Raw genomic sequence first — 25,575 nt, 5'->3', positions numbered from 1 at the left:
GGTCGTCCGCTCCCCTATAGAGTGGGCAGAAAGGCTTCCACCAGCCAGAGTCCGAGGGTGACCGTGATCAGTCCGAACAGGGTGGTCTGAACAATCATGGTGGCGGCCAAGGCGGCATTACCGCCCATGGCCCGCACCATGACGAAGCTCGCCGTGGCGGTCGGTGAAGCGGCCAACAGGAAGACTACGGCCACCGCCTCTCCCTGTAGCCCCAGCAACAGAGCCAGCGCCACCGCAACCAGCGGCGAAATGATCAGCTTCCAGCAGTTGGCTGCCAAGGCTCCGCCGCCGATTTGCCCCAGTGATTTCAGGTCGAGAGAACCGCCAACACAAAGTAATGCCAGGGGCAGAGTCATCTCTCCCAGGTAATTGCCCGCCCGGCGAATCGGCTCGGCGATTGGTGGTGCCAGGGCGCCGTAAACCAGGCCGGCCACGATACCGATGATCAGTGGATTGCGCACGATACCCACAAAGACCCCGTGTAGGCCCCGTTCGCTATCCAGATCCCGGTTGAGCGCCACGACGGAGAGAACGTTGTAGAGCACGATGGTGACGGCCAGAGGCAAAGCCGCCATGGCCACGCCGCTCTCCCCGTAGGCGTTGGCGCAGTAAGCCAGACCGATGATCACCAGGTTGCCGCGAAAAGCTGCCTGCGTGAGCACCCCCCGATCCCTTTTGTCTTGAACAAACCAGTCGGCGGTGGCAAGACTCAAGGTAAAAATGAGCACCGCGCCAGCGACCACGGCGACCAGAATGCGCCCGTCGGTGGCCGCACCGAAATCTGCTGTGGCGTTGCTGAAAAACAGAAGGACCGGTAGCCCGACGGAAAACACCAGGCGCGAGGCCGTATTGATAAACGCTTCGTCAATCAGTCCCAGACGGCGTAGCACCGAACCGAGTGCCACCATCAAAAAGATGGGCGTGGTCACCGACAGGGAAAACAGAAAAGTAGACAGAAGATCGCTGTTGTTCACGTCGCTACCAAGGGGATGAGTGTTTTAATAGCGTCGGCTTTTGGCGTGCGTTCTGTCAAGATGGGCAGGCCTCGCATGAGAGCTCCGCTTGGAAACAGAACGCCCGGCGTAGAGCCGGGCGTATAAGTGCTTCGCCAAACCGCAGCCGTCGACGTTTACTTCGGTACGTCAAACGGGAAGTAGTCCCGCGCGTTATTGAAGCTGATATCCTGAACCATACCGCCGACCATCGGCAGGTCGTTGGGCACCAGCCCATTGACCATGTCGTTACCGAGGGTGCGGCACAGCAGGCGACGAAAATATTCATGCCGGGAGTAACTCAGGAAGCTACGGCTGTCAGTGAGCATACCCACAAAACGGCTCAGTAACCCGAGCTGGCTCAACGCTTCCATCTGGCGTTTCATGCCATCGAGCTGATCCATGAACCACCAGCCGCTGCCGAACTGCATTTTCCCGGGTGCCGAGCCGTCCTGGAAGTTGCCGATCATGGTGGCAATCATCTCATTGTCGCGCGGGTTCAGGTTGTACAGGATGGTCTTGGCCAGGCGATCGTCGTTGTCCAGACGCCCCAGGAACTTCGCCAGGGGTTTGGCATAGTTATGGTCGCCGATGGAGTCAAAACCGGTGTCAGGGCCGAGGGAGCGGAACAGACGTGGGTTGTTATTGCGAATCGCCCCAATGTGGTACTGCTGCACCCAGCCTTTCTCGTGGTCCTGACGGGCAAATTCCACCAGCATGGCGGAGTAGAACTTCTCCAACTCCTCCTCCGACAGGTCGGTGCCGCCGCGCACTTTGGCAAAAATCGCTTTGATCTCCGCTTCGGTGTAATCCGCCGCATGGACGGTTTCCAGCCCGTGGTCCGAGAGGCGACAGCCCTGTTGGTGAAAGAAGTCGTGCCGCTTCTGGAGGGCGGACATCAGGTCGTCATAGCTGCTGATTTCGGTGTCGCTGACCTCGGCCAGACGGTCCAAGTAGGTGTTGTACGCCTGAGTGTCCTCGGCGGCCATTGCCTTGTCCGGGCGCCAAGTGGGCAGCACGTTGGTGTTGAAGTCGCTGTCCGCGGCAATGTTCCGGTGGTGGCGCAGGTCGTGGGTCGGATCATCAGTGGTGCAGATCACTTTCACGTTGGCCTGGGTAATCAGCCCCTTGGCGCTGAATTCCGGTGTCGCGAGCAATTCGTTGCACTGGTCCCACACTTCCCGGGCATTGTCCCCGTTGAGCAGCTTGCCGGTAATTCCGAACGGCTTCTTCAGTTCCAGGTGGGTCCAATGATACAGCGGGTTGCGCAGCGTGTAAGGCACGGTTTCCGCCCAGGCCTGAAACTTCTCCCAGTCGCTGGCATCGCCTGTGCAGTACTTCTCGCTGACCCCGTTAGAGCGCATGGCACGCCACTTGTAGTGATCGCCCGCAAGCCAGACTTCGCTCAGATTCTTGAACTGTTTGTTCTCGCCAATCTGGTCCGGGGGGAGGTGGCAGTGATAATCGATGATCGGCATGTCTTTGGCGTAATCGTGGTACAACGCCTTGGCTTGCTCGGTGTCGAGCAAAAAATCGTCGTTAATAAAAGTCATTCTCACAGTTCCTCTCAACACACAAACGCCGTCACCGGGAGCCGGGTGGACCCTGGTGTCGGTTGTGCAGGGGTTTAGGCAGAACATACAGCGAGTGACACAATGGCACCACAGCGCGCTGTCTTGCTCGTTTACTGCCAAGGTTGATTATTGTGTGTCGGCCCAAAGGTTGTTGCCCTCGTCCTTTGGCCGTCACTGGTTATTCCGGGGTCACCCAGATCGCCCGGCGCCGCTTATAATGCGGATCTCCAGCAGTTTACCTCCTGTTCGAGCAAATATAAACAGCGCCTGAAAGGGGTGTCGCTTTGCTGTAAGCGCTTGCTAACTTTGTGGGTCAATGATACCAAAGTTATAGTCAAAGTGAAATAAAGTCAGGCTATTTGAGCCATAGCGATCTCCTTTACATCGACGGGCCGGTTCGGCATTCTCCGGTCGGCAGCGCTGGCGGGAAGCCGGATCGCTTCAGGTACGCACTAAAGCAATAACCAGGGTAGAGCTCACCGACGCGGAGGCCTAGACCACAAGACGGCAATATTCGCCAATACTGGATGAGGTACTTCAATGCAAAAAATGCAAAAAGCGGTCATTGCCGCACTGTTGGGCCTGGTTCTCACCGGCTGCGCGAGCGGTGGCCCCTCCCCGGAAGCGCTGGCCCCGGCCGATCCTGCTGCCACTACCCAGACCCGGGCGCTGTTTCATTTCCTGCGACGGCAAATGGGGCGGGGGATTCTGTTCGGTCACCAACACGAGACCACTCAGGGGCTCACCATCGACACCACCGATGGCACCCAGTCGGATACCGACAACGCGGTGGGCGATTTCGCGGCCGTTTACGGCTGGGACACGCTCTCGATCGTGGCGCCCAAGATAGAAGGCGATATCACAGAGCAGGCGATCAAAGCCTATGAGCGCGGTGGCATCATCACCATCAGCACACACCTGGACAACCCCCTGACCGAGGCTCAGAAAGGGACTTTTCCCACGGGCACCTCCTGGGATACCACCCCGGCGGTGGAGGCCGCTCTTCCCGGGGGTGAGGCCCATGAGGTCTACACCGGATACCTGGATCAGCTCGCTCAGTGGGCCTTGAACCTGAGGGCCGAGGACGGGACGGCCATCCCCGTGATCTACCGGGTGCTGCATGAAAATACCGGGAGTTGGTTCTGGTGGGGCGCGGATCAGTCGACCCCAGAGCAGTACAAGGCCCTCTATCGCTTTACGGTCGATTACTTGAGGGGGGAGAAAGGCGTTCACAATTTCCTGTATGCCTATTCTCCCAACGCCTTCTGGCCGGCCACCGAAGCGGCTTACGAAGAGCGTTACCCCGGTGACCAATGGGTGGATGTACTGGCCTTTGATGCCTATGGGCCGGCTTCTGACAATGCCGATTGGTTTCAGAACGTGCAGGACAATGCCGCCCTGGTGGTCCGCATGGCAGAGGCGAGAGGCAAGATAGCCGCCATCGCCGAGATTGGCATTCGCGCGCCGGACATCGAAGCGGGTCAATACGACAACCGCTGGTACCGCAAGTTGCTCGAAGCGCTGAAGAGCGACGAACAGGCGCGTAAAGTCGCCTATTTACTGGTGTGGCGTAATGCGCCTGAGGGCGTTGATGGCGGCAAGCCTCATTATTGGGTGCCGACAACCCTGCCTCACGACCGCGAGCGTGGCACGCTGGAAGACTTCCGGGCGTTTTACCAGGACGACTTCACCCTGTTTAACAGTGACCTGCCCGAGGTATACAATTAGGTTTACCACTTTCGTTTCACCGGGGCTCTTACGGGCATTATTGCTGAAGTGTTGAGCAATAATGCCGGTAAGGGCCCCATAATCAGGAGGATGCCTCAATGGCCCGAACTCCATCCAATATGTTGCCTCTCGGTACCGAATTGCCGGATACCATCTTGCCGGATCCGGCTGGTGAGACCTGGAAGTTGAGCCAACGCATGGGTGACAAAGGCTTGTTGGTGATGTTCATCTGCAATCACTGCCCGTTTGTTCTGCACATCGCGCCTTTCCTGGAAACACTCAATGACAAGCTCAATGATATGGGCATTCGCTGTATTGCCATCAGCTCCAATGATGTGAAAGCGTACCCCGACGATGCGCCCGACAAAATGGCGCTATTTGCGAAGGAGTACAAGCTGGCATTTCCGTATCTTTACGATGAGAGCCAGAAAGTGGCCCGTTCCTTTGAGGCGGCCTGTACGCCAGACTTCTTCCTGTTTGATCGCAATCGCCGTCTGGTGTATCGCGGACAACTGGATGACAGTCGCCCGGGCAACGACATACCGGTTTCCGGCGCCGACTTGTTGGCGGCGGCGGAGCAGGTGGCGCAGGGAAAAGAACCGCCCGCCGATCAACAAAAACCGAGTCTGGGTTGCAATATCAAATGGAAAGAGGACGCTTGAGACCGAAGCGGCGGGCGTTGCCTGCCGCTCTTTTGTGGGATCCCCCGCCAACTCCCCCATTCTGTGACTCACATCTCAATCAAAAGTGAAAAAGTTATTTTATTTGAAAAACCTCTGGTTATAATCCAGAGGCCTGCATGTGGTTAAGAATAAAGCGCGGTAAGCAACGTTGCGGGCGATTGAGTCGTATCGACAAGTCGCTGTCCGCTACTTTTGCGCGTCATTTGCTTCGCGGCAGCGAAGTCGGTCCTTTATTTCCTGCATAAAACGATAACAGGAGAGACGTTCCCATGACGATTTCCGCATTGAAACAGATCGGCAGTGCGCTTTTACTGAGTGCCAGTGTGTTGGCTTCTCAGTCGGTCAGCGCTCAGTCCGCCCGTTGTGACTATCTGATTCAGAATGACTGGGGCGGCGGTGCCACTGCCTCTATTGAAATCACCAACACCAGCACCAGTGCCATCAATGGCTGGAGTGTCAGTTGGTCCTACGACCACAGCACCGTTACCAATAGCTGGAACGCCAGCCTGAGTGGTGACAACCCTTATACCGCCTCCGACATGGGCTGGAACGCAACGGTTCAGCCCGGGCAGACCGTCTCCTTCGGGTTTCAGGTCGAGTCCACCAACGGTCTCGAAACGCCGACCGTGAGTGGCGCTGTTTGCGGAGGCTCCGCGGCGAGCTCCAGCAGTGTGGCGGTATCCAGTAGCGCCGCTGAATCCTCCAGTTCCTCCGTAGAGAGCTCTGTGAGCTCCTCAGCCAGCTCCGCCGCGCAATGTACAGGCGGTGATAGTTGCAACTGGTACGGGACTTCCTACCTCCTGTGCGAGCAGACTGAATCCGGGTGGGGCTGGGAAAGCCAGCAAAGCTGCGTCTCCCCCAGTACCTGTAGCAGCCAACCCGCTCCCTACGGCATTGAGGGTGGAGAAAGCTGCTCCAGCGCGTCGAGCAGCGTCAGCTCGGCGGTTAGTAGCCGTTCGAGTGTTTCCAGTAGCGTCTCCAGCAGTGCCAGTTCGGCTGCCTCGGTTCCCAGCGGGCTGACAGCGGTGGAGTTGACCGATGAAATGGGCGTGGGCTGGAACGTTGGCAATTCGCTCGATGCGGTCGGCGGTGAAACGGCCTGGGGTAACCCCATGATTACCCGTGAGCTGATCGACTCGGTAAAAGCCGCCGGTTTCGATACCCTGCGCCTGCCCGTTGCCTGGAGCAAGTTTTCCGACGCCGAAAATTTCGTGATTGAACAAAGCTGGTTGAACCGGGTGGAAGAGGTCGTGAACTACGCCCTGGATGCGGACATGTACGTAATCATGAACATCCACTGGGACAACGGCTGGATGCAGCCCACTTACGCCGATCAGGAATATGTCAACAATCGCCTGACCATCATGTGGACCCAGATCGCCGAACATTTTGAAGGGTACGATCACCGCCTGTTGTTCGCTGGCACCAACGAGGTCATGGTGGAAGGGGATTATGGTACGCCTACCGAGGAGTACTACACGGTACAGAACAGCTTTAATCAGACCTTTGTTGACACGGTGCGAGCGACTGGAGGCAACAACGCCGATCGTTACCTCGTGGTTCAGGGCTTCAACACCAACATTGACCACACCGTGAATTTTGCCGAAATTCCCGATGACACGGTTCAGGATCGTTTGTTGATGGAGGTCCACTACTATGACCCCTACAACTTTACCTTGAACGAAAGCAGCAACATCACTCAGTGGGGGTCAATTGCCACCGATCCCAACGCCACCGAAACCTGGGCCAACGAATCCTACGTGGATTCCCAGTTCGACCGTATGCAGACGCACTTTGTCGAGCAGGGCATCGGTGTGATTCTCGGTGAGTACGGCGTCATTTCCCGGGACAACGTCGAAGGTCATGACGTCTATCGCCGTTACTGGAACGAGTACATCACCCAGTCGGCGGTGGACCACGATATGGTGCCGGTCTATTGGGATAATGGCTATGCCGGCAATGGCGGCTTCGCCCTGTTTGACCGCTATAACGGCAGCATCATAGAGCCGGAGCTGGTCGATGTATTGACCCAAGCGGCGGATTGATCTCCCTGCCGAGCCGAGGCTGCCTCCTTTGGTGAGCCTCTTTCAAAGCCGGTCCGCGCCCCTTTCCGGGTGCTGGCCGGCTTTTTTTGTATTTCCACGTCAAAAATCACCCATATGGGGTATGTCAAAAAAATCGACGGCGCCTAGAATCACATAAACACTCTGTTGATAAAGGGCGGAATACCTCAAATGAAAATCTGGATTCAGACGTTACTATGGGCCTTGACGGTGACCGTGCTACTGGCCGGATGCGCCGCAGAAGAGGACGAGGGTGAAGAGACCCGCGAGCTTGAAAGCTCCGGGGGTGGTTCTTGCAGTGGCTCTTACCCGGATATCATCACGGCCAGCGAACGGGAGGCAGCCAATGCTTGCGGCACCCAGGTGTCAGTGCAGTTCGTGGCGGCAGACGGCTACCTGGAGACAGCCCTTAGCCTCTGTTCGGAGGGTAGCACCTCGGGGGCGGATGAGTACTACGACAATTACGAATCTCAGGTCGATTATGCCCGTAGTGTCGCAGAGGGCTATGATTGTGAGCCGGGTAGCTCGGGCGGTGGCGGTGTCACCATTGAGGACCCGACCGAAGCGGAGTATTACCGATTGTGTACCGCTCAGACGAGTGATTACATCTACGCGTCCTGCCAGGGGCCTGTGCAGTATTCCGATACGGCTTGCAACCCGATTGAGGGCAACGCCGCCAGTTACGTGACGCGTTACAACTCACTGAATGAGTGCATTACGGCGCGTGATGATTACCTGAACGACGCCTAGGCCGCGCCATGAACACCTTGGTGAAAGCGGTGGCCGTGGTCTTTACGTTGGTCAGCCTGTTGGCCTGGGCGCGGTGGCTGCAGCCCGCTGATGTCACCGGGAGCACCGAGTTGGAAGCGACTGATTCTCTGCCCAGGGAAGGGCACAGAGGCGAGGCCAGAGAGGAGGCCCCAATGAAACGTCCAGGAGCGACGTTGGGTGAACGAGAGCGTCATGAAAGTGCAAGCCAACCGCCCGCGACCGACTCGGTCAACGCCGAAACTCTGGAGGAGCTGAGGCTCGGCCTTGCCGTGGGTTTCACGCGGGAAGAAGCGCTTGCGCTGGCGCGCCAGGTTGAGCTTGAGGTTCTGGCGGCGTTTTTTGAAGCCCATTCCCATATCTCCCCCGACTGGCTGCATCGTTCCGGCCTGCCTCCGGAGCATCTGCGCCCACTGTACGCGCGCTGGGCCGCCGGTTCGGATAGGAAAGCGTGGGAGCTGGCACCAGGCGACGTTCTGCTCAGTCGGTATTCTCCGCGCCATGACGGCGGACCCTATCGGATTCAGAACGGTTTTCAATCAGAAGACCGCACGGTCTACCTTCACTACACGGTCCCGCAGGACTATAGCGCGGCCTCTGTGGTCATCCGTTGGGTGCACGAAGGTGGTTCGGGGCTGAGTCATTTCGATTACCACCCCGTCACAACGGGCCCGGGCCAGCGGCAGGAAGCATGGGTCAGGCCAAAAAGCGGTTGGGAACCGGGGACCTACCGGGTCGAAATCTTCGGCACCAATGAGGCGTTGCCGTTGTTGGCTGCCAGGACCTATACGGTGGTTCAGTGATCACCGGCACGAGGTGCTTTCAAAGAGCCCGTAGCAACCAGGTGTCTGAACTCCTCGGCCGGTAAAGCTTCGTTTCCATAAAAACCCTGGAACTCATCACACGCCTGCCCTTGCAGAAACTCATACTGCTCGGAGGTTTCCACTCCCTCTGCGATGACGTTCAGGCTGAGGTTGCGCCCGACGGCGATAATGGCCTCGGTCAGCCCGCGATCCTCCAGGCTACGTGTCAGGTCCCGGATGAAAGAAGCGTCTATCTTGATGGTGTCCACCGGAAACTGTTTCAGCGTTGATAGGGAAGAATAACCGGTCCCGAAATCGTCAATGGCGACCCGGACGCCCATGGCCTTCAGTTCATTCAGGATGGCCAGTGTGGCGTCGACGTCGCGCATGACCATGCTCTCGGTAATCTCGAGTTCCAGCAGCGACGGGTTCATGCCGGTTTCTTCGAGGGCCAACTTGATGTCATCCAACAGGTGTTCGTCGATAAACTGGCGGGCCGACAAGTTGATAGCCATGCTGATCGGGGGCATCCCCTGGGCCTGCCAGTCGACACTCTGTTGGCAGGCGGTGCGAAACACCCAGCGCCCGATCGGGACAATCAATCCGTTTTCCTCGGCCATTGGGATGAACTGCATTGGCAGAATCAAGCCCAGCTCCGGGTGTTTCCAGCGCAGCAGGGCCTCCACGCCGGTAATTTCACCACTTTTCATGTTTCGTTTGGGTTGGTAATACAGGCGAAACTCATCCCGCTCCAGGGCGTGGCGAAGGCTGGATTCCAATGTCAGCCTTTCCAGGGAGTCGTTACTGAGGGATTCAGAGAAAAACTGGAAATTATTTTTCCCCATTTCCTTGGCATGGTACATGGCCATGTCGGCGTTTTTCATCAGGGTCTGCTCATCGTCCCCGTCTTGGGGGAAGAGTGTGATGCCGATACTGACCGTGACCCGAAACTCCTGCCCGACCAAGGTAAATGGCCTGGCGCAGGCGGCCAATATTTTTTCGGCGACGGGAACCACCTGTTCCGGGTTGGTGATCTCGGGCAGCAGCACCACAAACTCATCGCCGCCAAGGCGGGCTACGATATCACTCTCTCTGATGGAGAGCGTCAGCCGCCGTGCAATTTCCTGCAATAGCTCATCCCCGGCGTCGTGTCCCAGAGAGTCGTTGATGTTCTTGAATCGGTCCAGATCGAGAAAAAGCAGAGCGAATTCTCGGTGATAACGTCGGGCCTCAAGCATGGATTGTGTCAGCATGCGGCTGAAGTAGGCACGGTTGGGTAAATCCGTCAGGCTGTCATGAAAAGCCAGGTATTCCACCTTTTGGGCGTGCTGCACGCGCTCTTCCATGGTTTGCCGCCGTGCCTTCTGCAGCCGCCAGCTCAAACGGCCCAAAATCCCGATTGTCAGAATCAGCAGGGCGCTGGCGAGCCCCGCCCGCCAGTAGTACTCGTGCGCCGTCGCTCGAGCTGGCGCTAACTGTTCTGCACGCGACAAACCGACAACGACCGAGACAGGGAAATCGAATAGCGCGCGCACCACCGTATAGCGCTCGATCTGATCCCGGGGGTGTTCAATCAGCGGTGCGAATGACTGCTCGTCATTCTCTGGAACCGCTGTAGCGACAATGCCCAAAGGGGCGCCCACGCTGATCTCTTCACCCGTGCGACGAACCCGAAAGTGGTCGTCTTCGCCAGTGATTCCAAGCACTCCCTGCTCGCCCAGAGTGGCACGGTCGTAACCGCTGACGAAGTAGCCGGCGTGCACGGCCAGGACAATCACCTCGGAGGTCTGGTTCTCTGTCATGCCCCTTGCGAAGTAAAGAAATGGACCCTCTGGGGTCTCGACCGGTTGACTGAGGGTCAGTTGGTCAGTGCGACGCGCGCGCTGAAAGAAATCATGCTCCTCGGGATGCTCCAGGCCGAACCGGCCATGGGTTGCCAGAATTTCCCCCCGGGGACTGAGGACGGCCACGGAAAACAGTAGGCTGGGGGGCAGCAGGTTCCGTTCGTTGAGAGCATTGATGGCGACGTTGGGGGGGTGGCGCTGAACATCATACCGTACCAGTTTCAGCGTCTGGTCAATCTCGCGCAAGGCACGAACCACTTGCGCCTCATAAGTGTCCGCCGCGTCGGTTGCCGCTGACGCGGCATTTCTGGAAGCATTTCTTACCACGTCTCCTGCCAGGTGAAACGTCGCGGCCCAAATCAGAACCACGCCAATGAGGCCCAGAGCACCCATCAGCACCGGCACCTCCAAGAGCTTTTGAAGTTTTTTGTTCGGGGTTCTTGGTGGAGTTTTCGACGCCGTCTCTGTCATATGCTTAGGACTCGATATCGATGACCCGCATACCCTCGGGCAACGTTTCGGAATCCATGTAACCGATGGCGCTGGGGTTGCGGCGCAGCGCTTCAGCCATAGCCGCGTCGCTCTCTACGGCCTTCGGTGGCTGACCTCGGCCGGTGAAAATCAACCGGGACCAGTGCGCGCGAATTTGTGCCGGTGTACGCCCCAAATACTGTTGGTAAAAGTCGTGGTGGGTATTGCTCTGCTCCACCTGATCGACGGGCACAACAGAACCAGCCTCAGGCAAACGGGTCAGGCGGCCCAGGTAGATATCCGTCAGTTGAGTCGAGGTCAGTGCCTGAATCGGGCTTTTCTCGGACACGACCACAACCACGTCGGCCCAGGTCACACTTCCCAGTCCGCTCAGAAGCCCGATGATTATTATTTTTACGAAAGTCTGTGGCATGATCTGGAAACCTAAAAGACGAAGTCGATAGTGGTGCTGAACAACCCGACGGGTTCATTGCCCTCAAACCCCGGCTGTGTGTTTGACAGTACGCCACGGGTGCCGCGCCTCAGGTCAATATGATCATACTGGATCTTCAGGGCCATACTCGGGGAAAAGTCCCAACGTGCTCCGATGGCCAGGCGCATCTGATCGCTGGTGTTTCCCTGCAGCAGTTGATTGAGCGCCCGGTTCAACGGCTCCGCCTGAGGGATGGGCAAACCCGGGTGAGACAAAGCCCCTTTTGCTTGCAGGTCGGCCACCGTCAGGTAGGGGGTCAGTGCCTTGATGCGAACGCCTCCCGTCGCGTACCAGCCCTGGTGCTCGCCGATGAAGGACCGTGACCGGCTATTGGTCCACTCGCTCGTGACAAACCAGTCGCCCGGGTCATAGCGCACACCGACGCTGGCAATGTGCACGGTAGTTTCGTTCAGGTCAAAGCGATCGGCCAGACGCTCTCCTTCGGGACCAAAGGCGCGGAAGCTCTCAAAGAAAGAGTTCAGTACCTCTGTGGTGAGGTCGGCTTGCGAATAGCTTGCGAAAAGCGTGGTGTTTTTCCATTCCAGTGTGTTGGCCAGGGTAAAGGCGTTGTCTGCGTTTATATCAAAGCCGTCGGGCAGGTCGGTATTTTTCTGTCCGTAAAGAAAATGTAGCGCGTTGGTAATCTCTCCAAAGCGCTTTTTGTAAATGATGTCGATGCCATCGGAGTTGGTAATGGGCACCAAATTGTAGACCTCTGCCGCAGGACGAACAGTGGGCATGGCGTAACCGACTTTTCGGTACTCGGATGCCATAAACGTGGGCAGCACGGTTCGTCCGAGGCGAACGGTAAGATTTGGTGTAGCCTTGTAACTGACGTTTGCCCATTCCACCTGAGGGTCAAATGAACCGTCGTGGCCTTGCTCCGAGACAACTTGAAGTACTGCCTGGAATTTTGAAGCGAAATTCGATGTGAGCTGAACACCGACCTTACTGTCAACTTTCGCGCTCCATTGGTCGCTGTAACCGGCGCCTTCATCCGCCAGCAGGCCCGATGTGAAATCCGCCTGCTCCTCGTCGGAACGGACCACGCCGAGTGTTCCGAAGCCGTTGACACTCCAGGATGATGAGTCGGGGTTGGCGCTTGCGGAGATGGCGCCAATAGGTAGCACCAATACCGTCAAGCCCAAAATAAGAGTGTGAAAGCGTTTCATCGAGAGCCTTTTAGTGACAGCATTGTTATGATGTTCAGGCGAAAGCGGAATTTCATAATGCTTTTCGGGTAGTACCTTGGTTCGGGTAATACCTTGAATAGTGGCTTGAGGGAGCGTAGCCATAAGTCCCGGTAAATGGGAGTTTTGACCGTGCCTCTTGGATTATAGCATTCAGCGCCGCGAGCGCCAGTTTGCCCGGCCCGCGCAAGGCGGCCCGGGCTTGTGTGCTGGTGTTACCGCTGCTCTTCCCGCGCGATCGCCCGGTAGCCGATATCCTTGCGGTAAAAGACGCCGTTCCAATGAATGCGGTCCGCGAGGGCGTAAGCCCGCTTCTGCGCTTCGCCGACGGTGCTGCCGAGTGCTGTGGCACAGAGTACACGACCGCCGCTGGTGACCACTTTTCCGTCCCGGGTGTTGGTGCCGGCGTGGAACACACGTTCACCCGGGGTCTCTTCCGCGGGTAAGCCGGTGATTTCGTCGCCTTTCCGGTAGGCGCCGGGATAGCCCCCGGCAGCGAGTACGACACCCACCGCGGCGCGATCGTCCCATTCGGCGGTGGTGACGTTGAGCTTGCCCACCAGCGCTGATTGACACAGAGCGGCCAGGTCGGACTTCAGACGCAACATGATCGGTTGGGTTTCGGGGTCGCCAAAGCGGCAGTTGTACTCGATGACCTTGGGTTGGCCTTCGGGGCTGATCATAAGGCCCGCATACAGAAACCCGGTATAGGGGTTGCCCTCGGCCGCCATGCCTTCCACGGTGGGCGTGATCACCTGATCCATAATGCGTTGGTAGACTTCATCAGTCACTACCGGTGCAGGGGAGTACGCACCCATCCCACCGGTATTGGGGCCGGTGTCGCCTTCACCCACGGGTTTGTGATCCTGGCTGGTGGCCATGGGCAACACGTTCTTACCATCGACCATGACAATGAAGCTGGCTTCTTCTCCGGTCAGAAACTCCTCAATGACGACGCGACAGCCCGCATCGCCGAAGGCGTTCCCAGAGAGCATGTCACGCACGGCGGTCTTGGCTTCTTCCAGGGTCTGCGCGACGATCACGCCCTTGCCGGCGGCCAGGCCGTCGGCCTTGATCACGATGGGGGCGCCTTTCTCGTCCAGATAGGCGAGGGCGGGTTCCACTTCCGTGAAGGTCTGGTAATCCGCCGTGGGAATCTTGTGGCGCGCGAGAAAGTCCTTGGTAAACGACTTGGAGCCTTCCAACTGCGCGGCGCCCTTGCTCGGGCCAAAGCAGGGCAAGTTCCGTTCGGAAAAATAGTCCACCACGCCCTCGACCAGAGGGGCTTCCGGGCCAACGATGGTCAGTGCCACATCATTTTGCTGGGCAAACTCCGCCAGGGCGGGAAAGTCCAGCACGTCGATGGCAACGTTTTCCAGTTTCTTTTCCAGTGCGGTGCCGGCGTTGCCCGGCGCAACGAAAACGGTGGTCACTTCAGAGCTTTGGGCCGCTTTCCAGGCGAGGGCGTGCTCTCTGCCGCCACCGCCGATGATCAGTAAGTTCATTCTGGACTCCTTAGTGCCGGAAATGGCGCATGCCGGTGAAGACCATGGCGATGTTGTGTTCATCCGCCGCGGTGATTACCTCTTCATCACGCATGGAGCCGCCGGGTTGAATCACGGCAGCAATGCCCGCGGCACCGGCGTTGTCGAGTCCATCGCGGAAGGGAAAGAAAGCGTCCGAAGCCATCACCGAGCCTTTCACCTCCAGGCCCGCATGCTCGGCTTTGATGCCGGCGATACGGGCGGAGTTGACCCGGCTCATCTGGCCAGCACCGACTCCCACAGTCTGGTTGTTCTTGGCATAGACAATTGCATTGGATTTAACGAATTTCGCCACTTTCCAGGCGAACAGCAGATCGCGAATCTCCTGCTCGCTCGGCGCGCGCTTGGTGACCACTTTCAGGTCGCTTTCGCTCACCATGCCACTGTCGCGATCCTGCACCAGCAGGCCGCCGTTGACACGCTTGTAATCCAGTCCGGCGACGCGTTCGTTGCCCCATTGGCCACAGGCCAGCAGGCGAAGGTTTTTCTTGGTGCTGACCACCTCGATCGCCGCTTCGGAAACGCTCGGAGCGATGATCACTTCCACAAACTGGCGCTCGACAATGGCCTTGGCCGTCTCGACGTCCAGCTCGCGGTTGAACGCGATAATACCGCCGAAGGCAGATTCCGGGTCGGTGGCAAAGGCAAGGTCGTAAGCGGCTTTAAGGTTGCCGGCGGTGGCCACACCGCAAGGGTTGGCATGCTTGACGATCACGCAGGCAGGCTCGTCAAAACTCTTGACGCACTCCAGCGCCGCGTCGGTGTCCGCCACATTATTGTAGGACAGCTCCTTGCCCTGTAACTGAGTGGCGGTGGCGATGCTGGCCTCGGCCGGTTTTTTTTCAACGTAAAATGCGGCCTTTTGATGGGGATTTTCGCCGTAGCGCATTTCCTGGGTTTTCAGGAACTGGCTGTTGAAGGTGCGGGGGAAATTGTCGCTGCCGCCCTCGACTTTTCTACCGAAATAATTGGCGATGGCGCCATCATAGGCGGCGGTATGCTCGTAAGCCTTGATGGCCAGATCAAACCGGGTTTCGTAGGTGGTGTGCCCGTCGTGAGCGTCCAACTCCGCCAGCACCCGAGCGTAGTCGCCCGCATTGACCACAATATTGACGTGGGCGTGGTTCTTGGCCGCAGCGCGGACCATGGTGGGGCCGCCGATATCGATGTTCTCCACGGCGTCTTCCAGGGAGCAGTCGGGGTTGGCGACGGTTTGCTCGAAGGGGTAGAGGTTGACCACCACCATGTCGATGGCGCTGATACCGTGCTCGCCCATGATGGTGTCATCCTGCCCCCGACGCCCGAGAATACCGCCGTGGACTTTCGGGTGCAGGGTTTTTACCCTCCCGTCCATCATTTCGGGGAAGCCGGTATAGTCGGACACTTCCACGGCGGGAATGCCGTTGTCCTTGAGCAGGCGGAAGGTGCCGCCGGTGGACAGGATTTCCACTCCACGCTCGTTCAGGGCCTTGGCGAATTCCACAATGCCGGTTTTGTCGGAGACGCTGATAAGCGCCCGGTTCACAGGTGCGAGATGATTAACGCTGGTCATGGTTGGCGAGTTTCCCCCAGTGCCTGTTCAAAAGTGTCTGGTTAAAAATGGATGGCGGTACAAATGCAAAGGGGGTGGCTGATACCACCCCCTCGTAATTCGGGTTTGCTCGGTCAGAGCAGGTCGTACTGCTTGAGCTTTTTGCGCAGAGTGCCGCGGTTCAAGCCCAGAACCTGGGCAGCGCGGGTCTGGTTGTGGCGCGTGTATTTTAAAACGATTTCGAGCATGGGGGCTTCTACTTCCGCCATGACCATGGTGTACACGTCGCTGACGGGCTGGCCGTCGAGGTTTTGAAAGTAGTTCTCCATGGCCTGCTCTACGCAGCCGCGCAGGGATTTTCCTTGAGTCAGAGGTTGGCCTTGAGTCAGGTTCGGGCCCTGGGTCAGATCCTGGTTTTGAGTCAGATTCTGGGTCTGGCCGGGTTCTTCCATGGGGGCTTCGGCCAAAAAGTTTTGTGCTGTGTTCATGCCGCTTGATCCTCTCTTGCTTTCAGCTGTTCGAAATACTGCAGAACGCTGTCGTGTTGTTCTTGAGCGCTATCCATACGGTTGAAAGCCTGGCGGAAGTGCTCGCTGCCGGGCACCGTCTGCAAGTACCAGCCCAGGTGCTTGCGGGCGATGCGAGGGCCCATAAAATCGCCGTAAAAACCGTAGAGGTCGCGCAAGTGACTGCTGAGAATGTCTCTGACCTCAATCAGAGACGGTTCGGGGACATTGTCTCCATACCGGAGAAAATGGTCTATTTCCCGAAAAATCCAGGGGCGCCCCTGTGCTGCTCGGCCGACCATGACGGCCCGGGCGCCGGTTTCATCAAGTACCTGCCGCGCTTTAAGCGGGGTATCGATATCGCCGTTGGCGAATACGGGAAGGCTGACCGCATCCACCACGGCGGCAATGGTGTCGTACTCCGCCTCGCCTTGATAGCGGTCGGCCCGCGTTCTGCCGTGAACGGCGAGAGCGGTAATGCCGATGTCCTCGGCCATACGCGCGATGCGCACGGCGTTGCGGCTGTCCCGGTCCCATCCCGTGCGGATCTTCAGGGTGACGGGAAGGTCCACCGCAGCCACCACCGCCTGAAGAATGTCCGCCACCAGCGGTTCGTCCCGGAGCAGTGCCGAACCGGCGGCTTTTTTACACACCTTCTTTGCCGGGCAGCCCATGTTGATATCAATAATCTGGGCGCCGTTGTCGGCGTTGAGCCGGGCCGCGTCGGCCATCATTTTTGCGTCGCCCCCGGCGATCTGAACCGAAATGGGCTCGGCTTCGCCAGTGTGGTCCAGTCGTAACCGGCTTTTTCGGCTCTGCCAGAGGCTGGCGTCCGAAGTGACCATTTCAGAGACCACCAGACCCGCGCCCAGTTTCCGACAGAGCTGTCGAAACGGGCGATCCGTCACACCCGCCATGGGGGCGAGAATCACCTGGCTGTCAATCTGATGGGGACCTATCTGAAACACGCGACACACCCTTAGACGAGGTTCTCACTGACCGATAATCGGCCTTGGCCGACAGCCCCGGAAAAGGTCCGCCATGATACCCGTTTGCCTACGGATTGGGAACGAGCAAATTGGCAAAATTGGTGTTTTTTTGATCGCAGGTTATGGCAAGCGACATTGAGTGGTCGCTCTATTTAAAGGGCTATTCGGGAATGTAGGCCCGGTAGTTCACGGCCTCTTCGCCCGGGTCCACCAATTCCAGCGTCAGGTGCACGGGCTGGTTGGCCGGCATGATTTCACGTCCGGCCAGTTCGCCGGAAAGGTACTCGTCGGGTGAGAACTGGCGGGCCGCGACCGTATCGCCGCCCAGTTCGCTGAACTCTAGCACCAGGTCGGGGAAGGGTTGGTCGAACGGCGCGGTATTGAGCAGAATGGCATCCACGATCAGTGCGCCCTCTCGCTCCGGGTGGTTGCGCACTACCAGGTTATAGGCGCGAATCTGGCTGCGATCGATCAGGGTGGGGAGTTCACAGCCCACCAGCGGACAGATTGCGCCGTAAACCGAACGGTAAGGCTCGAGGCGACTGAGCCGGTCAAACTGCAGCCAGGCTACCTGTAGTACGAGCAGTACTATTGCCAGTGCAGCCAGGCCGGGCCAGAGCCAACGGCGGCGGTTTTCGCGGTTGTTTTTGCGTACCCAATCCATTTCGACCGGCTCGGGATCGATGTTCATCAGCAGGGCGGAGCGTTCCGGATCCCGGGCGCTGAGCCGTTCCGGCTGATAGTCGTCTTCGTCGTCCGCCCCTTCCAGGTGAAAGCGGATTTGGGCTTCCTCTTCTTCTTCCCGCGTGGGAGGGGTCTCGGGTTGCTCCATCATCTCGAACGTCGAAGCGTCGTTCTCAGGCTCATCTTCCCGGGGCGTGACATTGATATCCGCGCTGCGCTCCTCTTCCTCTTCGAGCAGGCTCATGGCCCAGGATTCGTCGGTCTCGTCGTTGTGCTCTTCCTCTTCTTTCTTCGGGCGGCGGTCGAACAGGGAGTGGGAGCTTTTCACTTGCTTGCCAATGCCGAAAGGGTCCTCGACCTGGCTGGCGCCGGGTTCGCCCATGTCGTCGCTGATCAGGAAGTCATCGTCATCCATCTGGGTGGATTCTTCGTCGATCAGTGACTGATCAAAACGCAGCGCGGACTTCCCGGAGGATGTCTTGGCGGAGGGCGCGGGCTTACCTGGGGTTTTCGACGGGGCACCTTTTCCCGGGCTTGTGTCCCTCGGGGAGCGCGTTGCAGAACCTGCGGTTTTCTGCGGAGCTTTGGGGGCACGACCGGGTTTTGCGGGCTGCTGGCTCGCAGGCTGGTTCGGCTTGCGCACCAGAGCGGACTCGCTGGCCAGGGCCTGATCCCCCACCAGGTGATCCCTCGCCTTGAAGATATGCAGGCAGGCGCCACAACGCACCGCGCCGCGCGCGGACTGAAGCTGCGCGGGCGTGATACGAAAGGATGTCCCGCACTGCGGGCATCGAGTCACCATTTTGGTCGGCGCCATGATCTCGGGGGTCTCTCCTCGTGCAGACGGCTCAGTCGCGAACTTTGGTGCCGGTCAGGCGCACCCACTCATCGCGTTCCGCCACCGGGTCGAAGTCAAACCAGGGGCGGTAGGCGGCCATCACGGTTTCGGCCTGGTTGGCAAGAATACCAGAGAGGCAGATTTTTCCACCAGTGCGAGTTTTCGCCTGAAGCGTAGGGGCCAGTTTTACCAGCGGTCCCGCCAGGATGTTGGCGAGCATGATGTCCACGGTCAGCGCCGGGCAGCGTTCCGGCAGGAAGACCGGCATGGCGTCTTCGGGCAGTCGGTTGCGGCTGGCGTTGGCCTGAGTCGCCACGAGGGCCTGAGGATCGATATCGACACCCGTGACCCGTCGGGCGCCCAGCAACAGCGCGGCCACCCCGAGAATACCGGAGCCGCAACCGTAGTCGACCAGGTCCAGGCCCTCAACCGGTTGTTGGTCCAGCCACTGCAAGCACAAGAAAGTGGTGGGGTGGGTGCCGGTGCCAAAGGCCAGCCCCGGGTCCAGCATCAGGTTGACCTTGTCGGGTTCCGGTGGCTCCTGCCAGCTGGGGCATACCCAGAGGCGCTCGCCGCAGCGAATGGCCTGGTAGTGGCTCATCCACTCCCGCTCCCAGTCTTTGTCCTCCAACTGCTCCCAGGTATGCGCGGGTAAGTCAGAGCCGTGGGCCTGACTCAAGCGTCGACTGATGTCGGCGGTGTCGATGTCGGCGTCGTAAAGACCGGTCAGCCGCACTTGATCCCACAGCGGTGTTTCTCCCAGGGCGGGCTCAAGAATGGGCTGGTCGGCGTTGTCCTCCAGGGTCACCGAGACCGCGCCGCTCGCCAGAAGCAGATCTTCCAGCGATTCGGCGCGGTCTCGGTCCGTGGTCAGTTTCAGTTGAAGCCAGGGCATGAGGGTCAGCTGTTCAGCTTTTTCTCCAGGTAATGGATGTTGACGCCGCCCTTGCGGAACTCGTCGTCCCGTACCAGCCACTGTTGAAGCGAGATGTTGGTGCGAATGCCGTCTATGATGGTTTCATCCAACGCATGCCGCATCCGGTTCAGTGCTTCTTCCCGGGTTTCGCCGTAGGTGATGATTTTGGCAATCATCGAATCGTAATTCGGTGGCACCGTGTAGCCACTGTACAGGTGAGAGTCCACCCGAACGCCCAGCCCGCCGGGGGGGTGGAAGTTCTTGACCTTGCCGGGGCAGGGCATAAAGGTCTTCGGGTCCTCGGCGTTCAGGCGGCACTCGAAAGAGTGGCCACGGATGATTACATCTTCCTGCTTGATGGAGAGCTTTTGACCGGAGCAGACACGAATCTGCTCTTTGATGATGTCGATACCGGTCACCATCTCTGACACCGGGTGCTCTACCTGAATTCGGGTATTCATCTCGATGAAGAAAAATTCGCCGTTTTCGTACAGAAATTCAAAGGTACCGGCGCCCTTGTATTTCATGTTGATACAGGCCTGAACGCAGGCTTCGGCGGTCGATTGGCGGACATCGTCCGGAATGCCCGGCGCCGGCGCCTCCTCAATCACTTTCTGGTGGCGGCGCTGCAGAGAGCAGTCCCGGTCGCCCAGGTGAATGGCATTGCCCTGGCCGTCGGAGAGGACCTGAATCTCCACGTGGCGGGGATTCTGCAAGAACTTCTCCATATACACGGTATCGTCACCAAAGGCGGATTTTGCCTCATTCTGGGTGATATGGATGGAGTTCATCAGAGACGCTTCGGTATGCACCACGCGCATACCGCGGCCGCCGCCACCGGCGGCGGCTTTGATGATCACCGGGTAACCGACCTGGCGACCAATTTCCTGGCAGCGCTCCCGATCGTGCGAGGGCAGCGGGCCATCGGAGCCTGGCACCGTCGGTACGCCGGCCTTTTTCATGGCGGCGATGGCGGCGACTTTGTCGCCCATCATGCGAATGGTATCCGGGTCGGGGCCGATGAAGACAAAACCGCTTTTCTGAACCTGCTCGGCGAAATCGGCGTTTTCGGCCAGAAAACCGTAGCCCGGGTGGACGGCCACTGAATCGGTGACTTCCATCGCGCTGATGATCGCGGGAATGTTCAGGTAGCTCTGGGGAGAGGGGTTCGGACCAATACAGACCGACTCATCCGCCAGGCGCACATGCTTCAGGTCGCGATCGATCACGGAATGAACGGCGACGGTCTTGATGCCCATCTCTTTGCAGGCACGCAAAATACGCAGGGCGATCTCGCCGCGGTTGGCGATTAACACTTTCTCAAACATAAACCAAATCCTCGGTGCTGGATTTATACAATCGTGACCAGGGGTTGGTCGAACTCAACCGGCTCGCCATCTTCCACCAGAATGGCTTCGATCACGCCAGCTTTATCCGCTTCGATTTGGTTCATCATTTTCATCGCTTCCACGATGCAGATGACATCGCCCACCTTGACGTGCTGTCCCACTTCCACGAAGGCCGCCGAGCCGGGGCTGGGTGAACGGTAGAAAGTGCCGACCATGGGAGATTTGACCGAGTGGCCGCTGGGGCTGGAGTCCTGAGCACTGGAGGCCGAGTCGCCGCCTTCGCTGGCGGCTGGAGCCGGGGCAGGAGCTGCCGGGGCGGCAGGCGCAGGCGCCGCTGTTGTGGCGTAGTACTGGGCGTGGGGATTGTTGCGGCTGATGCGGACGGACTCTTCGCCCTCTTTGATTTCCAGCTCGCCGATATCCGACTCTTCAAGCAATTCGATGAGTTTTTTGACTTTGCGAATATCCATTGGGGCCTCTCTTAAAGCAACGGATGAATGGTGGAGCCGCACCCTGCCGGGGTGCGGTTACTGTGTCTGCTCAAGTTGACGGATGGCCGCTGCCAGCGCCAATTCATAACTTTGTGGGCCGAAGCCACAAATGACGCCGCGGGCGACGTCGGAAAAATACGAGTGTTGCCGAAACGGCTCTCGGGCGTGCACATTCGACAAGTGAACTTCGATAAAGGGAATGGCTACGCCGAGCAGCGCGTCCCGCAGTGCCACGCTGGTGTGCGTGAAGGCGGCCGGGTTGATCAGGATGAAATCCACTCCCTCGTGGCGGGCGTCGTGGATTCGCTCGATCAACTCGTATTCGGCGTTGCTTTGCAGCGTCAATAAGTGGTGGCCGGCGCTGCGGCATTGCTCAGTCAGGGCCTGATTGATGGTGTCCAGGCTCTGGGCCCCATAAATGCCAGGCTCGCGGTGTCCGAGCAGGTTCAGGTTGGGGCCGTGTAAAACCAGAATGGTTGCCATATCAATCCCGTTTTGCTGCGACGTGTCGAGCGCTGCCTTGTCGTGAGCACGTTATGGGGGCGAGTTTGCCGCAAAAAAGCAACAGTGTCCACGGTCTAACCGAGTTTTTGCCAAATTGTCCCCATATGGCGACAAGATGGCAGACGTTCGCCCTGATATCCGGAAGGAAGATGCGTTTACCACAACGCAAATGGCATTTGTCGGTCATTTTGAGCGACAAACGCGGCGATTTTGATACAAGATAGCAGAGGATGCCTCAACTTTCTTGTAAAAGTCCCGATCGTCTTCAATTTTGGTTCAATTGTGAGGTTTTCGGGTTTTCCAGAGTGGCGAGAAGGCTGTCTTTGCGCAAAATTTGCGGTAAGACGATTCCGGGGCCACGGTGGTCGGCGGGAAACCAAAGGTAGAGCGGGACGCCACTTCGGCCATACTCCTCCAGCAAAGCGGTAATGGTCGGGTCCCGGCGGGTCCAGTCGCCTTTCAGGGCGGTAATACCCAGACGGTCGAAGGCGGCTTCCACATCATCGGTGCCCAAGGTGACTTTTTCGTTGGCCAAACACGTCACGCACCAGTCGGCGGTAAGATTGATGAAGACCGGTTCGCCCCGGCGTCGCAATTCCGCCAGTCGGCTGGCGGAATAGGGTTCCCACAGGCTGTCCTCTCCGGTTGAATTCAGTGTTTGCCAGGGCAGAATCAAAGCAGCGACCCAAGCCAGCGCCACCAGACTGTAGCGACTCCAGCGCCCGATTGACGATTGCGGCTGGCGGGTCAGCAGCCAACCGGCGAACGCAATGGCCACGGCGCCCACGCCCACCGCCGCGACGGCGTTGGCGCCCGCCTGGCGACCCAGGACCCAGAGCAACCACACGGCGGTCAGGTATAACGGAAAGGCCAGCAGTTGTTTCAGCGTATCCATCCACGGACCCGGCCGGGGCAGGTGGCGCACCAGCGCGGGAATATAGCAAAGGGCCAGCAGAGGTAAGGCCATACCCAGCCCCAGCGCCACGAAAATGCTCAGGCTGATCACGGCCGGTTGGGTCAGGGCGAAGCCGAGCGCCGCCCCCATAAAGGGAGCCGTGCAGGGGCTGGCCACCACCGCGGCCAGAACGCCGGTAAAGAAAGAGCCGCCGAGCCCGCTGCTTTGCGTCAGATTCTGGCCCACACCCATCCAACGAGTGCCGATGGTGACCAGCCCGGAGAGACTGAGGCCCATCACAAAAAACAGGTAAGCCAGGGCGGCGATCAGCAGTGGGGACTGTAGCTGGAAGCCCCAACCAATCGCCTCTCCGCCCGCCCGGGCGACCAGCAGTGCCAGACCGAACAAAAGAAAGCAGGCGATGATGCCCGCGGTATAAGCCCAGCCGTGCAATCCCATGCGATTCCGGTCGGCCTGGGCCAGACTCATCACCTTAATGGAGAGCACCGGAAACACGCAGGGCATCAGGTTCAGGATGATGCCACCGAGCAGCGCCAGCCCGAGCGCGTAGGGGAGCCAGGTGGGGGGCTGGGAGCTGGGCGTCGACGTCGGGTCTCCATTGCCGCTCGCCGCGCCACCGGGTGGCGGCGCGGAAGTGACGCCGACCGTGCCGTTTGAGGGGTCGATGCGCAGATAGTCCGTCTGAGGGGGGTAGCACAAGCCCGCGTCGGCGCAGCCCTGCGACTCCACCGCGAGCACGAAGGGGGCAGCGTCCCCGGGAATGGCGGCCCGGACGGTGGCATCGCCATAGTAGACCGCCATGTCCTTTTCGAAATACTCGTCATACTTTTCGACGGTATTGTCACTCAGTGTGGGGTTGAAACCCTCGGGTTTGGGGTTTGCACTGAATCCGAAATGCGCCTTATAGAGGTAATATTCAGGGGCGATCTCCCAGCGCAGTACCAATTCGTCATCGTTGTAATAGGTCTCGAGCTGAAAGGCTTCGGTGACCGGGAGAAACTCATCATTTCCGCCCAGCAGGCTCTGGCCACTGTCGCTTTGACCGCCCAGCAGATCTTGAGCGGATAGCGGATTCCAGGCTACTAGGAGGATTAATGCAAAGGCCAGGCGAAATGGTGTCAATAAGCGTTGAGCAAGCATGTGCCGATTCAATCCGGGTTGGGTGACGTTATCATTGCCAAAAGAGTATCATGAATTCCGCGTAAACAGCGCGGCCTCGCTGGGACCTTGCGCCGCCGACATCGTTCGTCGGCGCGGCGGATTGGGTGCCAGTGTAGCGTGATAGGGTGCCAAAAACTGCCAACTGGCTCTCTGAATGATGGCTGGCTGGAGCGTGGCACCCGAATAACGAATAAAGTGGGACCACTGACAACCATTATGATGCGATACCTTGTAACACCCGGGCGCGCGACGCACGGGTGGACAGCGACCCGCTTGGTGGCGGCCGGTTTTTTGTTGTGTGCTTGCGCCACCGAACCGCCCGTTCCAGAGCCCGACGAGCCAGAGGCCCTCACCACCGAGGTGCCCGCCTCAGAGCCCGCGCCTGCGCAAACCCGGGAAGAGAAGGTCGAGCAGTGGCTGGAGCAGGCCGACAGGGCTCTGGCCAATGACCGCTTGCTGTCTCCACTGGCGGATAATGCCCATGACCGCTACCGGGCGGTACTGCTGTACGATGCTGACAATACCCGCGCGATTACCGGGCTTCAGGCTATCGCCCTGCGGTATCTCGACTTGGCCCGCTCCGCGGCGGCGCGCAGCGCCCTGACCCAGGCGCGGGGCTACCTGGAGCTGGCGGAGACCGTTGATCCGGGCAACCCGTTGGTAGAGGAGCTTCGGCAAAGCCTGCAGACTCAGCGTGAACGAATGGTGAGTGCCGAGGCAATGGTAGAAAAGGGACGTACCATTTCTCTCGACCCTACACTGCTGAGCCAGCGGGCGGACTCGCTGGTGGCCGACTTGCACTCCCTGGCTCAGCGGGTCAAAGAGTCGGGAAAGTTCGTGTTGATTGTCACCCGCACCGATGCTGAAGGCCGTTGGGTCTACCAGCAGATGCGGGACGGCGTTTCTGATTACGTGCTTCGGGGGGATATCAAGCTCGGATCGCCGCCCCGCATTGAGCTGCAATCGCCCCTGTGACTGCTATCCCAATTATGGTGACCGGAAATGGTGACCGCGAAAGGAGAAAGAATGATGTCAATCCGCTGGATGTTTCGTCTGCTCGCCCCCTGCTTTTTGACGTTGGGGGTGCTGATGCCGGTTCAGGCTCAGGCTCCGGCCTCCATTGAGGTGGTCGACGCTACGGTTCGGGTTCCGTTACCGGGCAAAAACCTGACCTCTGCCTACTTTCTGTTGCGCAATAGTTCAGACAAGCCGATGACCCTGACAGGAGTAAAGGCAGCGTTTGCCCAACGGGCGGAAATTCACAGTCATCAAATGGTGGACGGTATGATGCGGATGCGTCCGGTGGAGTCCGTCACGGTGCCGGCTCAGGGGACGCTTCGGTTTAAGTCCGGTGGCCATCACGTCATGTTATTCGACCTTGATCGGCGTCCCCGCACCGGAGACCCGCTACACTTAACCCTGATCTTCGATGGTGGCGTAGAGGTGCCGGTGAAGGCGTTCGCCGTCAGCGTCTTTGATCGTCCCCATCATTAAACGAAACCCCATTTTCTAGCGCAAAAGGTAAGGACGTCACCAT

22 protein-coding genes are annotated in these 25,575 nt (G+C 58.8%); 7 read left to right on the top strand and 15 right to left on the bottom strand.

Annotated features, from left to right (window positions below; all coding sequences use genetic code 11):
* Window positions 1-14 precede the first annotated feature (14 nt).
* Window positions 15-974 carry an AEC family transporter gene (locus G547_RS0109065; RefSeq protein ID WP_027329585.1) on the bottom strand — a complete coding sequence of 320 codons (960 nt, stop codon included), beginning with the start codon at window positions 972-974 and terminating at the stop codon, window positions 15-17.
* 155 nt (window positions 975-1,129) lie between these two features.
* On the bottom strand, window positions 1,130-2,545 hold the full coding sequence (gene uxaC / locus G547_RS0109060; RefSeq protein WP_027329584.1) for a glucuronate isomerase: 1,416 nt from the start codon (window positions 2,543-2,545) through the stop codon (window positions 1,130-1,132).
* A gap of 561 nt (window positions 2,546-3,106) precedes the next feature.
* Between uxaC and G547_RS20795 the strand changes: the two genes are divergently transcribed.
* The 5 genes from G547_RS20795 to G547_RS0109035 all read left to right on the top strand — a co-directional run bounded on the left by G547_RS20795 (window position 3,107) and on the right by G547_RS0109035 (window position 8,611).
* Window positions 3,107-4,294: a glycosyl hydrolase gene (locus G547_RS20795; protein WP_051235135.1), complete on the top strand. Its 1,188-nt coding sequence runs from the start codon at window positions 3,107-3,109 to the stop codon at window positions 4,292-4,294.
* Between the two features lie 98 nt (window positions 4,295-4,392).
* A complete protein-coding gene (locus G547_RS0109050; RefSeq protein ID WP_027329583.1) occupies window positions 4,393-4,956 on the top strand; it encodes a thioredoxin family protein in 564 nt (187 codons plus the stop codon).
* 290 nt (window positions 4,957-5,246) lie between these two features.
* The gene (locus G547_RS0109045; RefSeq protein WP_027329582.1) at window positions 5,247-7,022 is read left to right on the top strand and encodes a cellulase family glycosylhydrolase; all 1,776 of its coding nucleotides are present in this window, start codon (window positions 5,247-5,249) and stop codon (window positions 7,020-7,022) included.
* Window positions 7,023-7,211: 189 nt separating this feature from the next.
* Entirely contained in the window at window positions 7,212-7,790 is a 579-nt protein-coding gene (locus G547_RS0109040; protein WP_027329581.1) for a hypothetical protein, read from the top strand.
* An 8-nt stretch (window positions 7,791-7,798) separates the two neighbouring features.
* On the top strand, window positions 7,799-8,611 hold the full coding sequence (locus G547_RS0109035) for a hypothetical protein (RefSeq protein WP_027329580.1): 813 nt from the start codon (window positions 7,799-7,801) through the stop codon (window positions 8,609-8,611).
* On the opposite strand, the gene G547_RS20790 is transcribed toward G547_RS0109035, so the two are convergent.
* From G547_RS20790 to G547_RS0108965, 13 genes are all read right to left on the bottom strand, one after another.
* On the bottom strand, window positions 8,605-10,848 hold the full coding sequence (locus G547_RS20790) for a putative bifunctional diguanylate cyclase/phosphodiesterase (protein ID WP_245573453.1): 2,244 nt from the start codon (window positions 10,846-10,848) through the stop codon (window positions 8,605-8,607). The two genes, G547_RS0109035 and G547_RS20790, sit on opposite strands and share 7 nt — an antisense overlap.
* A gap of 82 nt (window positions 10,849-10,930) precedes the next feature.
* Complete coding sequence (locus G547_RS20785) at window positions 10,931-11,359, bottom strand: type 2 periplasmic-binding domain-containing protein (protein ID WP_036187849.1); 429 nt, start codon at window positions 11,357-11,359, stop codon at window positions 10,931-10,933.
* Between the two features lie 11 nt (window positions 11,360-11,370).
* Window positions 11,371-12,591, bottom strand: a complete 1,221-nt coding sequence (locus tag G547_RS0109015; RefSeq protein ID WP_027329579.1) for a porin — start codon at window positions 12,589-12,591, stop codon at window positions 11,371-11,373.
* Between the two features lie 233 nt (window positions 12,592-12,824).
* On the bottom strand, window positions 12,825-14,114 hold the full coding sequence (gene purD / locus G547_RS0109010; RefSeq protein ID WP_027329578.1) for a phosphoribosylamine--glycine ligase: 1,290 nt from the start codon (window positions 14,112-14,114) through the stop codon (window positions 12,825-12,827).
* Window positions 14,115-14,124: 10 nt separating this feature from the next.
* Window positions 14,125-15,705 carry a bifunctional phosphoribosylaminoimidazolecarboxamide formyltransferase/IMP cyclohydrolase gene (gene purH / locus G547_RS0109005; protein ID WP_027329577.1) on the bottom strand — a complete coding sequence of 527 codons (1,581 nt, stop codon included), beginning with the start codon at window positions 15,703-15,705 and terminating at the stop codon, window positions 14,125-14,127.
* Window positions 15,706-15,818: 113 nt separating this feature from the next.
* Window positions 15,819-16,172 (bottom strand): DNA-binding transcriptional regulator Fis, encoded by a 354-nt coding sequence (gene fis / locus G547_RS0109000; RefSeq protein ID WP_245573450.1) that lies wholly within the window; start codon window positions 16,170-16,172, stop codon window positions 15,819-15,821.
* The gene (dusB, locus tag G547_RS0108995; protein WP_027329575.1) at window positions 16,169-17,158 is read right to left on the bottom strand and encodes a tRNA dihydrouridine synthase DusB; all 990 of its coding nucleotides are present in this window, start codon (window positions 17,156-17,158) and stop codon (window positions 16,169-16,171) included. Before dusB ends, fis begins: the two co-directional genes overlap by 4 nt.
* Before the next feature lie 181 nt (window positions 17,159-17,339).
* A complete protein-coding gene (locus G547_RS0108990; RefSeq protein ID WP_027329574.1) occupies window positions 17,340-18,680 on the bottom strand; it encodes a DUF3426 domain-containing protein in 1,341 nt (446 codons plus the stop codon).
* Between the two features lie 31 nt (window positions 18,681-18,711).
* The gene (gene prmA, locus G547_RS0108985; protein WP_027329573.1) at window positions 18,712-19,596 is read right to left on the bottom strand and encodes a 50S ribosomal protein L11 methyltransferase; all 885 of its coding nucleotides are present in this window, start codon (window positions 19,594-19,596) and stop codon (window positions 18,712-18,714) included.
* Between the two features lie 5 nt (window positions 19,597-19,601).
* Entirely contained in the window at window positions 19,602-20,945 is a 1,344-nt protein-coding gene (accC, locus tag G547_RS0108980) for an acetyl-CoA carboxylase biotin carboxylase subunit (protein WP_027329572.1), read from the bottom strand.
* A 23-nt stretch (window positions 20,946-20,968) separates the two neighbouring features.
* Window positions 20,969-21,436 (bottom strand): acetyl-CoA carboxylase biotin carboxyl carrier protein, encoded by a 468-nt coding sequence (gene accB / locus G547_RS0108975; RefSeq protein ID WP_027329571.1) that lies wholly within the window; start codon window positions 21,434-21,436, stop codon window positions 20,969-20,971.
* 57 nt (window positions 21,437-21,493) lie between these two features.
* Window positions 21,494-21,940: a type II 3-dehydroquinate dehydratase gene (gene aroQ, locus G547_RS0108970; protein WP_027329570.1), complete on the bottom strand. Its 447-nt coding sequence runs from the start codon at window positions 21,938-21,940 to the stop codon at window positions 21,494-21,496.
* 286 nt (window positions 21,941-22,226) lie between these two features.
* Window positions 22,227-24,017 carry a protein-disulfide reductase DsbD family protein gene (locus G547_RS0108965; protein WP_027329569.1) on the bottom strand — a complete coding sequence of 597 codons (1,791 nt, stop codon included), beginning with the start codon at window positions 24,015-24,017 and terminating at the stop codon, window positions 22,227-22,229.
* 237 nt (window positions 24,018-24,254) lie between these two features.
* On the opposite strand from G547_RS0108965, the gene G547_RS20780 reads away from it, so the two are divergent.
* Together G547_RS20780 and G547_RS0108955 are read left to right on the top strand one after the other, a co-directional pair.
* On the top strand, window positions 24,255-25,013 hold the full coding sequence (locus G547_RS20780) for a hypothetical protein (RefSeq protein ID WP_157209823.1): 759 nt from the start codon (window positions 24,255-24,257) through the stop codon (window positions 25,011-25,013).
* 51 nt (window positions 25,014-25,064) lie between these two features.
* On the top strand, window positions 25,065-25,532 hold the full coding sequence (locus tag G547_RS0108955; protein ID WP_051235130.1) for a copper chaperone PCu(A)C: 468 nt from the start codon (window positions 25,065-25,067) through the stop codon (window positions 25,530-25,532).
* The last annotated feature ends 43 nt before the right edge of the window (window positions 25,533-25,575 follow it).

The sequence above is a fragment of the Marinimicrobium agarilyticum DSM 16975 genome, assembly GCF_000423345.1.
Taxonomy (GTDB): domain Bacteria; phylum Pseudomonadota; class Gammaproteobacteria; order Pseudomonadales; family Cellvibrionaceae; genus Marinimicrobium; species Marinimicrobium agarilyticum.
The sequence above is the reverse complement of the archived record's forward strand: the minus strand, read 5'-3'. Positions and strand labels throughout refer to the sequence as shown.

Excerpts from the sequence above, each read along its gene's own strand:
- G547_RS0108965 (WP_027329569.1), bottom strand. The coding sequence starts at position 24,017 with ATGCTTGCTCAACGCTTATTGACACCATTTCGCCTGGCCTTTGCATTA.
- accC (WP_027329572.1), bottom strand. The coding sequence starts at position 20,945 with ATGTTTGAGAAAGTGTTAATCGCCAACCGCGGCGAGATCGCCCTGCGT.
- uxaC (WP_027329584.1), bottom strand. The coding sequence starts at position 2,545 with ATGACTTTTATTAACGACGATTTTTTGCTCGACACCGAGCAAGCCAAG.
- G547_RS0108955 (WP_051235130.1), top strand. The coding sequence starts at position 25,065 with ATGATGTCAATCCGCTGGATGTTTCGTCTGCTCGCCCCCTGCTTTTTG.
- G547_RS0109035 (WP_027329580.1), top strand. The coding sequence starts at position 7,799 with ATGAACACCTTGGTGAAAGCGGTGGCCGTGGTCTTTACGTTGGTCAGC.
- purD (WP_027329578.1), bottom strand. The coding sequence starts at position 14,114 with ATGAACTTACTGATCATCGGCGGTGGCGGCAGAGAGCACGCCCTCGCC.
- G547_RS20790 (WP_245573453.1), bottom strand. The coding sequence starts at position 10,848 with ATGGGTGCTCTGGGCCTCATTGGCGTGGTTCTGATTTGGGCCGCGACG.
- G547_RS0109040 (WP_027329581.1), top strand. The coding sequence starts at position 7,212 with ATGAAAATCTGGATTCAGACGTTACTATGGGCCTTGACGGTGACCGTG.
- G547_RS20785 (WP_036187849.1), bottom strand. The coding sequence starts at position 11,359 with ATGCCACAGACTTTCGTAAAAATAATAATCATCGGGCTTCTGAGCGGA.
- G547_RS0108990 (WP_027329574.1), bottom strand. The coding sequence starts at position 18,680 with ATGGCGCCGACCAAAATGGTGACTCGATGCCCGCAGTGCGGGACATCC.
- G547_RS0109015 (WP_027329579.1), bottom strand. The coding sequence starts at position 12,591 with ATGAAACGCTTTCACACTCTTATTTTGGGCTTGACGGTATTGGTGCTA.
- G547_RS20795 (WP_051235135.1), top strand. The coding sequence starts at position 3,107 with ATGCAAAAAATGCAAAAAGCGGTCATTGCCGCACTGTTGGGCCTGGTT.
- fis (WP_245573450.1), bottom strand. The coding sequence starts at position 16,172 with ATGAACACAGCACAAAACTTTTTGGCCGAAGCCCCCATGGAAGAACCC.
- G547_RS0109050 (WP_027329583.1), top strand. The coding sequence starts at position 4,393 with ATGGCCCGAACTCCATCCAATATGTTGCCTCTCGGTACCGAATTGCCG.
- G547_RS0109045 (WP_027329582.1), top strand. The coding sequence starts at position 5,247 with ATGACGATTTCCGCATTGAAACAGATCGGCAGTGCGCTTTTACTGAGT.
- accB (WP_027329571.1), bottom strand. The coding sequence starts at position 21,436 with ATGGATATTCGCAAAGTCAAAAAACTCATCGAATTGCTTGAAGAGTCG.
- purH (WP_027329577.1), bottom strand. The coding sequence starts at position 15,705 with ATGACCAGCGTTAATCATCTCGCACCTGTGAACCGGGCGCTTATCAGC.
- prmA (WP_027329573.1), bottom strand. The coding sequence starts at position 19,596 with ATGCCCTGGCTTCAACTGAAACTGACCACGGACCGAGACCGCGCCGAA.
- aroQ (WP_027329570.1), bottom strand. The coding sequence starts at position 21,940 with ATGGCAACCATTCTGGTTTTACACGGCCCCAACCTGAACCTGCTCGGA.
- G547_RS20780 (WP_157209823.1), top strand. The coding sequence starts at position 24,255 with ATGATGCGATACCTTGTAACACCCGGGCGCGCGACGCACGGGTGGACA.